This window comes from Ruegeria sp. BC2, assembly GCF_056539245.1.
This window is the reverse complement of the sequence record NZ_JBQFUQ010000001.1, coordinates 1,669,115-1,681,701: the sequence shown is the minus strand read 5'-3', so window position 1 is coordinate 1,681,701 and position 12,587 is coordinate 1,669,115. Positions and strand designations below refer to the sequence as shown.

General features: G+C 61.3%; 14 protein-coding genes. 3 read left to right on the top strand and 11 right to left on the bottom strand.

Annotation, left to right across the window (positions count from 1 at the left end; all coding sequences use genetic code 11):
• The first annotated feature begins 88 nt into the window (after positions 1-88).
• Both ACR0CU_RS08325 and phaR read left to right on the top strand, forming a co-directional pair.
• Positions 89-535: a phasin, PhaP gene (locus ACR0CU_RS08325; protein WP_170338288.1), complete on the top strand. Its 447-nt coding sequence runs from the start codon at positions 89-91 to the stop codon at positions 533-535.
• 136 nt (positions 536-671) lie between these two features.
• Entirely contained in the window at positions 672-1,226 is a 555-nt protein-coding gene (phaR, locus tag ACR0CU_RS08320; protein ID WP_170438704.1) for a polyhydroxyalkanoate synthesis repressor PhaR, read from the top strand.
• A gap of 48 nt (positions 1,227-1,274) precedes the next feature.
• On the opposite strand, the gene ACR0CU_RS08315 is transcribed toward phaR, so the two are convergent.
• The 5 genes from ACR0CU_RS08315 to ACR0CU_RS08295 form a co-directional block, all read right to left on the bottom strand.
• Complete coding sequence (locus ACR0CU_RS08315) at positions 1,275-2,489, bottom strand: DegT/DnrJ/EryC1/StrS family aminotransferase (protein ID WP_170446674.1); 1,215 nt, start codon at positions 2,487-2,489, stop codon at positions 1,275-1,277.
• A gap of 111 nt (positions 2,490-2,600) precedes the next feature.
• Entirely contained in the window at positions 2,601-3,905 is a 1,305-nt protein-coding gene (locus ACR0CU_RS08310) for an NAD(P)/FAD-dependent oxidoreductase (RefSeq protein ID WP_170446672.1), read from the bottom strand.
• A gap of 12 nt (positions 3,906-3,917) precedes the next feature.
• Positions 3,918-5,276: a glutamine synthetase family protein gene (locus ACR0CU_RS08305; protein WP_170338296.1), complete on the bottom strand. Its 1,359-nt coding sequence runs from the start codon at positions 5,274-5,276 to the stop codon at positions 3,918-3,920.
• Entirely contained in the window at positions 5,276-5,956 is a 681-nt protein-coding gene (locus ACR0CU_RS08300; RefSeq protein WP_170446670.1) for a type 1 glutamine amidotransferase, read from the bottom strand. The genes ACR0CU_RS08305 and ACR0CU_RS08300 overlap by 1 nt, the downstream gene beginning before the upstream one ends.
• 58 nt (positions 5,957-6,014) lie before the next feature.
• Complete coding sequence (locus tag ACR0CU_RS08295) at positions 6,015-7,334, bottom strand: glutamine synthetase family protein (RefSeq protein WP_170446668.1); 1,320 nt, start codon at positions 7,332-7,334, stop codon at positions 6,015-6,017.
• A gap of 275 nt (positions 7,335-7,609) precedes the next feature.
• On the opposite strand from ACR0CU_RS08295, the gene ACR0CU_RS08290 reads away from it, so the two are divergent.
• Positions 7,610-7,897, top strand: coding sequence for a sll1863 family stress response protein (locus ACR0CU_RS08290; protein WP_170446666.1), 288 nt, complete (start codon positions 7,610-7,612; stop codon positions 7,895-7,897).
• Between the two features lie 25 nt (positions 7,898-7,922).
• Here ACR0CU_RS08290 and ACR0CU_RS08285 read toward each other — a convergent pair whose 3' ends face one another.
• The 6 genes from ACR0CU_RS08285 to ACR0CU_RS08260 all read right to left on the bottom strand — a co-directional run bounded on the left by ACR0CU_RS08285 (position 7,923) and on the right by ACR0CU_RS08260 (position 12,567).
• Complete coding sequence (locus tag ACR0CU_RS08285; RefSeq protein ID WP_170358529.1) at positions 7,923-8,729, bottom strand: ABC transporter permease; 807 nt, start codon at positions 8,727-8,729, stop codon at positions 7,923-7,925.
• Entirely contained in the window at positions 8,726-9,613 is an 888-nt protein-coding gene (locus ACR0CU_RS08280; protein WP_170446664.1) for an ABC transporter permease, read from the bottom strand. Before ACR0CU_RS08280 ends, ACR0CU_RS08285 begins: the two co-directional genes overlap by 4 nt.
• An 80-nt stretch (positions 9,614-9,693) precedes the next feature.
• Positions 9,694-10,443 (bottom strand): transporter substrate-binding domain-containing protein, encoded by a 750-nt coding sequence (locus ACR0CU_RS08275; RefSeq protein WP_093962541.1) that lies wholly within the window; start codon positions 10,441-10,443, stop codon positions 9,694-9,696.
• 32 nt (positions 10,444-10,475) lie between these two features.
• Positions 10,476-11,252 carry an ABC transporter ATP-binding protein gene (locus ACR0CU_RS08270; protein ID WP_093962540.1) on the bottom strand — a complete coding sequence of 259 codons (777 nt, stop codon included), beginning with the start codon at positions 11,250-11,252 and terminating at the stop codon, positions 10,476-10,478.
• A gap of 128 nt (positions 11,253-11,380) precedes the next feature.
• Positions 11,381-12,133 (bottom strand): phosphate/phosphite/phosphonate ABC transporter substrate-binding protein, encoded by a 753-nt coding sequence (locus tag ACR0CU_RS08265; RefSeq protein ID WP_367647554.1) that lies wholly within the window; start codon positions 12,131-12,133, stop codon positions 11,381-11,383.
• Positions 12,130-12,567, bottom strand: a complete 438-nt coding sequence (locus tag ACR0CU_RS08260) for a tellurite resistance TerB family protein (RefSeq protein WP_093962539.1) — start codon at positions 12,565-12,567, stop codon at positions 12,130-12,132. The genes ACR0CU_RS08265 and ACR0CU_RS08260 overlap by 4 nt, the downstream gene beginning before the upstream one ends.
• Between the last annotated feature and the right edge of the window lie 20 nt (positions 12,568-12,587).

Genomic DNA, 12,587 nt, shown 5'->3' with positions numbered 1-12,587 from the left:
AACTTGAAATGCTGCGACGCAGCAATCATATTGTCCTCAAGCTGATGAAACCCGGGGTGGGCCCGGACCGGCTGAAAGGATTAGGACAATGGCAAAGACCCAAGACTTTACCGCGATCATGAAAGACATGATGGGCGCGTTCCCGGTGGACACCTCCGCCGTTGAAAATGCATTCAAATCGACCGCTTCGCTGAACGAAAAGCTGTCGGGCGTTGCTCTGGAAGCTGCCGAGAAATCGGCTGAAATCTCGAACAAGTGGACCAAGGAAACTCTGGCCAAGCTGAGCGAGATGTCGAAAGCCAAGGCAGAGCCGGCCGACTACGCCAAAGCAGCAACCGATTTCGCCAGCGCTTCGGCTGAAGTTGCTGCCGAGAACCTGGCTGCTTTCGCTGAAATCGCCAAGAAAGTTCAGTCGGAAACCGTCGAGCTGCTGATGGCTGCTGGCAAAGAAGCTGCGGAAGAAACCACCGCGGCCGTCAAGAAAGCCACCAACGAAGTGACCGCTGCTGCCAAGAAAGCAACGGCTGCCAAGTAAGCAAGATCCGCGAAACGCACCCATCCCTCCCAAATTGGTGCAATCGCTAAGGGCAGGTCCATTGACCTGCCCTTTCTTTTTGTTCTGCAGTCGCATAACCTCTGCTGCAACGCATCATCCTTGGGGAGGGTAAACGGTGTCGGACAAAGAAAAACCTCTGCTGATCAAGCGGTATGCCAGCCGTCGGCTGTATAACACCGAGACCAGCGACTACGTCACGCTCGAGGACATCGCTGGGTTCATCCGCGACGGGCGCGAGGTTCAGATCATCGACCTGAAAACCGGCGACGACCTGACACGACAGTATCTACTTCAAATCATTGCCGAACATGAAAGCCGGGGTGAGAACGTTCTGCCTGTGAACGTGCTGAATGACCTTGTCCGCAGCTACATGGTGCCGGGCGGGGGCATGATGCCGCAATTCCTGCAGTCCAGCTTTGAGATGCTGCGCGAAAGCCAGGCCAAGATGATGGAAAACATGAATGCGATGAACCCCATGAGCAGCATGCCTGGGTTCGAAGCAATGCAGGCGCAGCAGCAGGCGTTCCTGAAGGCCATGACAGGCGGGCTGTCGGGCAATTGGTCCGGGCCGGACAAGGACGAAGAAGGCAAGTCCGAGTCCAAAGAAGACCTGGACGACATCAAGAAACAACTGGCTGAATTGCAGCAGAAGCTTTCCAAGCTCAGCTGATACCAGACAGGCCCGGACAACCCGGGCCTTGTCTTTCTTGTGTTGGGGTCAGGTGCCGAAGGCCACTTCGGGCGCGGTAACCTCGCCGACCGAGGCCAGGATGATGTCGGCGATTACATCCAGTTCAGCACGGGTCAGGCGCACCGGCAGACGCACGTCACAGGCCGACATCAGCATTGCGCGTGTTCGAGGCAACTCGACCTGCTCTGGCAGAAACTGCCAGTTCCAGAAGGCGCGGGCGTTGTCCTCGCTCAGACCAAAGACCTGCACCTTGACGCCACGGCCCTCGGCGGCAGCGGCAAATGCCTTGATCTGGTCTTTGTTCAGGTCGACAAGGTTGAACTGGATCGAATCCGGCGCACGCCGTTCCGGTGTCAGCGGGTCGGGTACGTGGACGTGCGGTGAGCTGTTCAGGCGCTGCGCGACATAATCGTGGTTGGCCAGCCCGTCCCGCACCCGCCGCGCCAATTCGGGCAGTTGGGGGCGGATCACCGCGGCACTGAGGTTGCTCATGCGCAGATTGTAGAGCGGCAGCTTGTTCTGCCAGCGGGCAAAGGCCAGCTCCAGGTCGGGAGTATTCTGGCCGTGCGGGCCTTTGTGTTTTTTCCAGTTGTGCTCGTAGGCGCCCGACATGATCACGGCGCGGGCGACCAGGTCGGCATCGTCTGTGACAAGGATGCCCCCTTCGCCTGCGTTGATCATCTTGTAGGACTGGAACGAGAAACAGCCCACCTTGCCGATGGTGCCGATGTTGCGGCCATGCCAAGTGGTGCCCAGCGAATGGGCCGCGTCCTCGATCACTGGGATGTCGCGCGTGTCGCACAGCGCCATGATCGCGTCCATGTCCGAGGTATGGCCGCGCATGTGGCTGATGATTACCGCCTGAACCCCGTCGAGCTTGGCCGCAAAATCGTCGATGTCGATGCGGTAATTGTCGCCCACCTCGCACAGGACCGGAACGCAGTCTGCATGCACCACCGACGAGGGCACCGCCGCAAAGGTAAAGCCCGGGATCAGCACCCGCGCGTCCCGCGGTAGCCCCAGCGCCTTGAGCGACAGGAACAGAGCCGCCGAACAGGACGACACCGCCAGCGCGTATTTGCTGCCCAGCAACTCGGCGAACTCTGCCTCAAGCAAAGCAACCGGCGCGTCCTGCGGCGCGGTATAGCGGAACAGGTCCCCGGATTGCATCAGGGACTCGATCGCGTCTTTGGCGGCGGCAGGGATGGGTTCGGCGTCATGGACGTTGGGTGGCAGCGTCATATTTGATAATCCCAAATTCTATGTTTGGAAAAGATAAAATGAAAAGCTGAGCAAACCAAGCCTTCATTCGCCTGCTGGGCGAAATTTCACCGAACCGTCACAAGTGGTGGGTCAAAGGCCCAGCCGATCACGCAGGGCATACCAAGTCATCGCCAGTACCAGCAGAGGGCTGCGCAGGGCCGAGCCTCCGGGAAAAGGCAGAGCGGGCACGCGGGCCATCGTTTCGAATCCTTCGGCCTGGCCCTGGATGGCCAGCGCCATCAACTGACCGGCATGGGTCGCAGTGCCGACCCCATGACCGGAATAGCCCGAGGCCGACAGGATGTTTGGCGCCAGACGCGTCAGGTACGGCATCCGCCGCATGGTGATGGCCAGCGTACCGCCCCAGGCATAGTCGATCCGAGCGTCGCGCAGATGCGGAAAGATCTCGGTCATCGGTTTGCGGACCTTGGCGGCGATGTCGGATGGAAAGCGATAGCCATAGCTCTCGCCACCGCCGAACAACAGCCGCCCATCGGCGCTGAGGCGGAAATAGTTCACCACGAATTTCGTGTCGGCAACGGCCACGTCCTGCGTCAGAACCTTTGCGGCCTCGGCGCCCAGCGGCTCGGTCGCGGCGATGAAATTGTTGATTGGCATGACCCGCGCAGCGACCTTGCGGTTCAGATTGCCTAGATAGCCATTGCAGGCCAGAACCAGATGGTCGGCCGTGACCGAACCCTGTTCGGTGCGAACGGTGACGCGTGGGCCTTCCTCGATGCCCAGAACCTCGGTGTTTTCGTGCAGCGTCAGGCCGGCGGCCAAGGCGGCCTCGGCCAGGCCAAGCGCATAGTTCAGCGGGTGTAGATGGGCCGCGCCCATGTCCAGATATCCGCCCGCATAGGCCGGCGAGGGGCAGAGCGCGCGCCCGGCTTCGGCATCTAGAAGCTCGATCTGGTCATAGCCATAGGCGGTTTTCAGGTGATCGGCGTGAGCGTGCAATTCGGCGCGTTCGCCGTCACTGAAGCCCAACGTGGCGATGCCCGGTTTCAAGTCGCAATCGATGCCCTGGCGTTCGATCAGCGATTTGGTCAGCGTCTTGGCGTCTTCGGCCAGATCCCACAGCTTGGCCGCGTCGTCGCGCCCCACCAGCTTCTCCAGGTCTTCCTGATCCATGCGCTGGGCGCTGCCCAGTTGCCCGCCGTTGCGCCCCGAGGCGCCGAAGCCCACGCGGTGCGCTTCAAGCAGGACCACCCTGAACCCGGCCTCGGCCAGGTGCAGCGCGGTCGAGAGGCCCGTATACCCTCCACCCACGACGCAAACGTCGGCGGTGACATCGCCGCGCAGCGGCTCGGTCGGGGTTCGCGGGTGCGCGGTGGCGGCATACCAGCTGGGCGGGTAGATGCCGCGTTTGTCATTGCTGTACAGCAGGTTCATGGCGCACATGGCTCAGACGTTCAGCAGCAGGTGTTCACGCTCCCACGGCGAAATCACCTGCAGGAATTCCTCGTACTCGGCGCGTTTCACGATGCTGTAGACCCGTGCGAACTCGGGGCCCAGAACCTGATGCAAGGCTTCGGCCTCGTCGAACAGATCCAGCGCGTTGCCCATGACCTGCGGAATGTCGCCGTCACCTTCGTAAGCGTCGCCATAGAACTGACGGCGCGGCCGGTCCTGATTGACCAGACCAAGATAGCCGCAGGCCAGCGACACGGCGATGCCCAGATAGGGGTTGCAATCCATCCCGGCGATGCGGTTTTCCACCCGGCGGCTGTCGGGACCCGACAGCGGCACACGTATCCCCGTGGTACGGTTGTCGCGCGCCCATTCCAGGTTGATCGGGGCGGCATGGTCCTTGACGTAGCGCCGGTAAGAGTTGACGTAGGGCGCCATCACCGCCAGTCCGGCGGGCAGGTGCAGCTGCAGACCGGCGATGAAGTTGTAGAACGCGTCCGTTTCGCCGCCCTGAGGCCCCGAGAATAGGTTTTTGCCCGTCTCCATGTCGATGATCGAGTGATGGATGTGCATGGCCGATCCCGGCTCGTCCTCGATCGGTTTGGCCATGAAGGTGGCAAAGCAGTTGTGGCGCAGCGCAGCCTCGCGGATCAGGCGTTTGAAATAAAACACCTCGTCCGCCAGCTTGACCGGATCGCCATGGCGCAGGTTGATCTCAAGCTGACCGGCGCCGCCCTCCTGGGTGATGCCGTCGATCTCGAACCCTTGCGCCTCGGCGAAATCGTAGATGTCGTCGATCACGGGGCCGAATTCATCCACGGCGGTCATGGAATAGGCCTGCCGTGCGGCAGCCGGACGGCCCGAGCGGCCCATCATCGGCTCGATCCCCTTGGCCGGGTCCACGTTGCGGGCGACCAGAAAGAACTCCATCTCGGGCGCGACAACCGGTTTCCACCCTTTGTCCTTGTACAGCTGGACAACGCGTTTCAGCACGTTGCGCGGGCTGAACGGAATCGGATCGCCGTCCCGGTCGTAGGCGTCATGGATCACCTGAAGGGTCCAGTCACCGGTCCACGGTGCCGCCGAGGCCGTGCTGAAATCGGGCTTGAGGATCATGTCGCGTTCGATGAACCCATCCTCACCCGCGGCCTCACCCCAGTCTCCAGTGATGGTCTGGTAGAAAATGCTGTCGGGTAGATGGAAATAGGCCTGCTTGGCGAATTTCGATGCCGGAACCGCCTTGCCGCGGGCAATCCCCGGCAGGTCCGAGATGATGCACTCGACCTCGTCCAGCCGGTGCCCTTCGATGTAATCCCGTGCTGCTTGTGGAAGTTGGTCTGTCCAGTCGGCCATCAGGCCCTCTCTTTCTTCAGGAACTCTGACATGAAACGCCCGATATTGGCGTTGTCATCCGGAGCGTTCCATCGGGTTTTTGCGTCGTCCATCAGGGCGTCGGGTACCACGCCTTTACCGCGTGTCTCCATGAGGCCCTGAATGAAATCGTTGGAGTATTCGGGATGTGCCTGCACCGTCCAGATCGTGTCCCCGTAGGCAACCATAGCGTTCTTGCAGAACGCGTTGCTGCCCAATAGCTGGGCGCCGTCGGGCAGGGCCGTCACCTGATCCTGGTGCCACGCGTTTAACGACACCTTGCGCCCGTCATAGTCATACTCCGTGCGTCCGATCGCCCAACCCTTGTCGAACTTTTCAACCTTGCCGCCCAACGCCTGAGCGATGATCTGATGGCCGAAACAGACCCCGATCAACGGTTTCCGTGCCGCTTGGATCTCGCGGATCAATTGCTCGAGCTTGGGGATCCACGGATGATCTTCGTAGGCGCCATGCCGCGAGCCGGTAATCACCCATCCATCGCAGTCGCTTGCGCTGTCGGGGAACACATCATCCACCACCGCATAGGTCACGAACTCGAAATCGTTGCCGTCCAGAAGCTGTTGAAACATCAGGTCGTAGTCGCCGAACGATCGTTCCAGCGGTTCGGGCGCGTGGCCGGTCTGCAGTATGCCGATTTTCATGAGTCACCAAATTTGATCAAATTCAATCTACCCGAGTCTCGATCCACGGGCAAGAGGATCATACGGACTCCAGATAGCTCAGCCAGTGACTGTCGGGGTCCATGTCGGCAAAGCGTGCGGATTCCTGCCTTTTGGTCATCACCATGTTTCGGATCAGATCCTCGGAGAAGATGCGCGCGATGATCGGGTCCGTCTCGAATGCCGAAATGGCCGAATCCCAGTCCCCCGCCAATTGCAGTAGCCCTTCGATCTCGTATGCATTTCCCGTGATCGGGGGTGGAGGTTGAAGGCCGTCCTCGATGCCGATCAGAGCCGCGCCCAGAACCGCAGCCAGCATCAGATAGGGGTTGATGTCGCCGCCGGCCACACGGTGCTCGATCCGGCGGGCGGCGGGCGCACCGCCCGGAATGCGGATTGCCGCGGTCCGGTTCTCATAGGCCCAGGCCGCGCCTGTGGGGGCATGGGCTCCGGGCACGAGCCGCGTGTAAGAATTGCCATGCGGAGCAAAGATCAGCGTGCTGCCGGGCATGGCGGCCAGACAGCCGGCGACGGCAGAGCGCAGGATTTCGGTCCCTTCACGCCCGCCATTGTCAAACACGTTGCGTCCCTGGTCATCCAGCACGGAAAAATGCACATGCATTCCGTTCCCAGCATCATCGGCATAGGGTTTGGCCATGAAGGTCGCGGTAAAGCCGTGCTTGCGGGCCAACCCACGGGTCAATGCCTTGAAAAGCCACGTATCATCGGCGCAGCGCATGGCATCCTGATGGTTCAGATTGATTTCGAACTGGCCGATACCGCTCTCTGAGATTGCCGTTTGGGCGGGAATCCCCATTTCGGCGCACCCGTCATAGAGCTCGGTGAAGAAGGCGTCGAAGGCGTCCATTTCGGCCATCGACAACACCGCCTCGCCGCGCAGCCGACGACCGGTAACCGGGTTATGCGGGGGTTTTGGTTGCGCGTCCGAAGAGTCAAGCAGGGTGAATTCTAGTTCGGTCGCGGCAACAACTTTCCATCCGCGCTGGGCATAGCGCGACAGGACCGCGGCCAGCGCATGGCGGGGATCGCCGGCAAAGGGTGTGCCGTGATCGTCGTACAGGCACATCGGCACCAGCGCCGTGGGTGTGGTCAGCCAGGGCATCGGCACCGGGCCGCGCTCGGTCGGGCGCAGCACACCATCGGCGTCGCCTGTTTCGAACACCAGCGGGCTGCCCTCGATATCGGCGCCCCACAGATCGACGTTCAGCGCCGAAAACGGCATGCGCACCGCGCCGCTGTCCAGCTTGTCGGCGTAAGACGGGGGCACGCGTTTGCCGCGCATCTGGCCGTTCAGGTCACAGGCGGCGACGCGAAATGTATGCAGGGCGGCAAGGTCCATCTGGGGCTCCGTAGCTGTGCTGCGGCAAACCTAGTCGAGCTTTCTGCCCTTGTCACGATTTTTGATCAAATTATTCGGGTGACAATCTCGGGCGCGGCAGGAATAAACGAAACATCAGGATATGTACCCATTCCAGCACATGCATTGCACGGTTTTTTGCAACTTCAATCGGCCGGCTCGGATCAACACTCGGTTGCGTATTTGTGGGAATCGCGAGGGCTGGGTTACGCTTTGATCCGCAGTCAGGAAAGTTTTCACAAGAAAGGAATGTTCGGATGTCGGAGAGAGATGTTTACGTCGAAAAAGCCAAGGCCATGCTGGACCAGTGGAACGCCGAAATCGACAAGACCAAGGCCAAAATCGACGAAGCCGCGGCGGACAGTAAAATCCAGTACCAAAAGCAGTTGGAAGAGATGCGGGCGCAGCGGGACAAGGCCGAAGCCGAATTGAAGGAAATGCGCAAGGCCAGTGACGCGGCCTGGGCCGATATGAAAGCCGGGTTCGACAAGGCGTGGGACAACATGTCCGAGGCTTTTGACTCCGCGATGGCGCGCTTTAAGTGAAACGACAGTTAAAGGGCTTGGCGCCTCAGCGCGCCAGGTTCAGGCGGAACCGCATCTTGGCCTTGCGCGCCACCGGCAGGTGCCGGTTCAGCCGCTTGTTGATCAGGCCGAACACGCCCACGATCACCAGCGTCAGCAGGATGAAATAGAACGCCAGGATCGGGTAGGGGACGAACGGGTTGAACGTCTTGTCGGCGAAATAGCTGGCATAGTAAAGCGCGTCCCCGCGTTGCTGCCAGGCCGGAAAGGCCGAGAAGAAGACCAGCGTGGTGGCATGGAACAGGAAAATCGCCTCGTTCGTGTAGGCAGGCCAGGCCAGTCGCAGCATGGTGGGCCACACGATCCGGCGGAAGCGCGACCAGCCGGACATGCCATAGGCATCGGCGGCCTCGATATCTCCCTTGGGGATCGACCGCAGCGCGCCATAGAAGATCTCGCCCGAATAGGCGGCAGTGTTCAGGAACAGCACGATCAGCGCCCCCAGCCAGGCCGAGGTGAAGGCGTCGAACATCGGGTAAGTCTTCTTGAGCGACAGGAACAGGAAGTAGGCAAAGAAGAACTGGATGAACAGTGGTGAGCCGCGGAAGATGAAGATGAACCATTCGGAGGGTTTGCGCAGCCACTTGCGGCTGGACGCCTTGCCCAGGGCCACGGCCGTGGCCAGGAAGAACCCGGTGGCCAGCGCCATCACGCCGAAATAGATGTTCCAGATCATCCCTGAACCGATCAGGGTGAACTGTTCGCACAGGGTGAAATCGCTGCGCGGCAGCAGGCGCTCGCCAAACCCGATCGAACGCAGGCCGTAATCCTGGATGGTCTGCAGGCAGCTCATGCGGTGGTCTCCTTGCGCAGCAGCTCTCCGCCCGATGTGGCCTGACCGTGAGATAGCCGGCGCATCAGCCGTTCGAGGCCGATCTCGGAAACGCGGGTCATGCCAAGGTAGAAAACCAGCAGGAACAGGAAGTACCACATGCGCCAGTCGCCATGCGGATAGGCGGTGAATTTCGAGGTCTTGGTGCCGCCCAGTTCGCGCGCCCAATAGACGATGTCCTCGACCCCCAGCAGGAATAGCAGGGGCGTGGCCTTGATCAGCACCATCCACAAGTTCGACAGACCGGGCAGGGCATAGACCCACATCTGCGGCACGAGAATGCGCCAGAAGGTCTGGCGGCGGGTCATGCCATAGGCCTCGGCGGTTTCAAGCTGCGCAAGCGGCACGGCGCGCATACCGCCGAACAGAACGTTGGCGGCGAAGGCACCGAACACGATCGAGAAAGTGATGACGGCCAGGAAAAAGCCGTAGGTTTCGTGCACCCATTCCGGTGCGGTGCCCAGCGGCAGCTTGGCGGCGGGGCAGACGAGAAAGTCGTTGCCCTGGCGGATCGGATCGGTCCAGTCGGGACACAGCACCTGATGCCGCATCCACTCGAACCCCTGGTCCAGGGCGATCACGAAAAACAGGAAAAACGCAATATCGGGCACACCGCGCACGATGGCGATATAGCCTTTGCCCAGCCAGCCCAGCGGCGGGAAATGCGACCGCGCCGCCATTGCCCCCGCAAAGCCGAAAGCCAACGCCACCGGGGCCGTCACCGCCAGCAAGGCCAGAACCTTGATGAACGACAGGTAGAACGACCAGTGCACGCCGTTGGTCAGATAGCATGAAAACCAGCGGAACGTGCCGAGCGTGTCGGGATCAGCGCAGTAGGAAAACATGGGGCGTCTTTCGAACGTCGGGTCCGGCGCGGGCCGGGGTGGGTTCGGCGCGTGTGGCGCCGAACCGCAGGACCGGATGCTTAGTTGGTGACGACCGAGCCGTCAGGTGCGTAGGTGGCGGTGTCTTCACCAAACCACTTTTTCAGCATCTCGTTCAGGGTGCCGTCCTCTTTCATCGAGGTGATGGCGGCATCGAACTTGCCGCGCAGTTCGGCATCGCTTTCGCGCAGGCCCATGCCGACGCCACCGCCCAGCGGAACCGGATCGCCGACAAAGACCAGTTCGCCATTCGATTCCTCGACCAGCGGCACCAGGTAGTCGCGGTCGGCCAGAACGGCATCAGCCTCACCGTTGCGCACGGCGGCGATGGTTTCCTCGGGCGTCGCGAACTCAACCAGAGTTGCGCCCGACTCGGCCACGTGGCCGGCCTGGATGGTGGCGGTCTGTGCGGCGACGACGCCGCCGGTCACGTCAGCATCCGCCGAGGTTGCGACATAGGCCGAAGCGGTCGGCGGATAGTAGTCCTGGGTGAAGTCGATGACCTCATCACGCTCGGCCGTGATCGACATGCCCGCGATGATGGTGTCGTAGTTGCCCGAGACCAGGTTCGGAATGATCGAATCCCAGTCATTCTTGACCCATTCGCATTCCAGCTGGGCGCGTTTGCACAGCTCGTCGCCGACCTCACGCTCGAAGCCGTCGATCTCGCCGGCGTCGTTGATGAAGTTGTACGGAGGATAGGCGCCCTCGGTGCCCATGCGGACCGTGTCGGCCATGGCCATACCAGCGCCAAGCGCCAGCGCTGCAGTGGTCAGAATCAGGTTTTTCATTGGTAACTCCCCTGTTTGGTTCTGTCCTGATTTTACGCCGCCTTTGTGGCGGAGAGAAAGCCCCGAAGCCTTTCGGATTCGGCAGCAGTGAAAATATCTTCGGGCGAGCCTTCTTCTTCAATCAGGCCCTGGTGCAGAAACACCACGTGGCTTGAGATGTCGGCGGCCATCTGCATGTCGTGCGTGACGATGATCATGGTGCGGCCTTCGGCGGCCAGATCCTTGATCACCTTGATCACTTCCTGTTCCAGCTCGGGATCCAGCGCCGAGGTCGGCTCGTCGAACAGCAGCGCCTCGGGCTCCATGCACAGGCCTCGCGCGATCGCGGCGCGCTGTTGCTGGCCGCCCGACAGTTGCGCGGGATAGGCGTCGCATTTGTCGCCGATGCCAACTTTGTCCAGGTATTTGCGGGCGCTGTCCTCGACCTCGTGCCGGTCACGGCCCAGCACGGTGATCGGGGCTTCCATCACGTTCTGCAAGATGGTCATGTGGGCCCAAAGGTTGAACTGCTGGAACACCATCGACAGGTTGGTACGGATGCGCAGCACCTGTTTGGGATCGGCGGGGCGGCGGTGATCGCGGGTTCCGGTCCAACGCACCGGCTCACCTTTGAACAGGATCTCGCCCTCCTGGCTGTCTTCCAGCAGGTTGCAACAGCGCAGCAGGGTGGACTTGCCCGACCCGGATGATCCGATCAGCGACACCACGTCGCCGCGATGGGCGGTGATGTCCACTCCTTTGAGGACTTCGAGATTGCCAAAGCTTTTGTGCAGGTTCTTGATCTCGATGACGGGAGTGCTGTCTGTCACGGGTCGTCCTGGTGTTGTTGATTGCGTTGGTGCGGTACTAGGGCCGAAAAACAAGAGCAATGCAATGCGCAAATGACAAGTTCAAGTCCCGAAACCTCCGATTCGGCCACGGTCAGTGGTCAAATTGGTCAGCTTTCAGGCAGCAAAGCCGCAGGCGATGGCGGGTTGGGAACGGCTAGGTAGAGATCAGCTGCAATGTCGATCAACCCGCGGATGTGCAGCGCTGCCCGATCAGCCGGGGAAAGGTCTGAGATCGCGGCGCGAACCGCAGAGGCGACCAGGCCCGGATCGCGCTTGATCGCGGTGATGTAGGGCAACGCCGGGGTGGGGCGCGTGATTGCCACTTGGCGCAGGCGCTTGCTCAGATCGGTATGCTCTTGCAGCAGCACCCATGTAAGCGCGTCCAGCGATGCGAAATCGGCATGTCCATCGGCCACGGCCTGCGCCGACAAAGCGTGTCCACCGGTTTCCAGCAGGCGTGCCGGAGCAAGGCCCAGTTCGGACAGATGCGTGACCGGCGCGGCCCAACCCGATTGGGACAGCGCCTCGTTAAAAGCAAAAAAACCTGCCGCCAGTTCAGGCAGATCGCGCGCGTCTTCAGCGCGGGCCACGAAAACCGAGCAGTAGTGTCCCGGCGGACAGCCCGGCAGGTCATAATCTGGAGTGCCAACCAGGTGCACCTTGCCGTGCAGGCGCGTGCGATAAGGCATACCGCAGGTCTGGGCAAAGACCAGGCTCGGATCCTGCCAGATGTCCCAGAAATCACGATCGCGGGCCAAATGGTTCGGACCTTCGCCCAAATGTGCGCGAATCAAACTCCAAAAGCGATCGTTGGCCGGTTGCAAAGCGGGCATGTCGTACATGCCCAGAATCGCCGTCACGATTTGGCGGCCTTCTGCCGGGCTAGAGCTGAATCCACGTCGCTGACGCCCAGAAGGCTGACGACCAGTCGCAGCAGCGAGTCCTCGTCCTGCGAGCGCTGACCGTCGGCCAGCGCCACCGACCACAGCGCCTGAACCACGCCAAGGCGATGGTCGTACGGCACCGCATCCTTGATAGCCCGGGTAAAGCGGACGGTATCAGGGGCCTCGGCCTCGAGATCTTCGGCTTGGGCGCGCAGCCCTGCGGCCTCGAACGGCGAAAGGCCATAGCGCTCGGCCAGAACCTTGTCGATGCGCGACATCTCGGTATCGGCATAGTCATCATCGGACCGGGCAAGGCGAACCAGCAGGGCGGCCAAGGCCAGCCGGGCGTCGTCATCGGTCAGTGGGTCGGGCTGCGGCTGGGTCAGCCGGGACAGAAAGGCGTTGAACATGGCCTAGATATAGCGGCCAC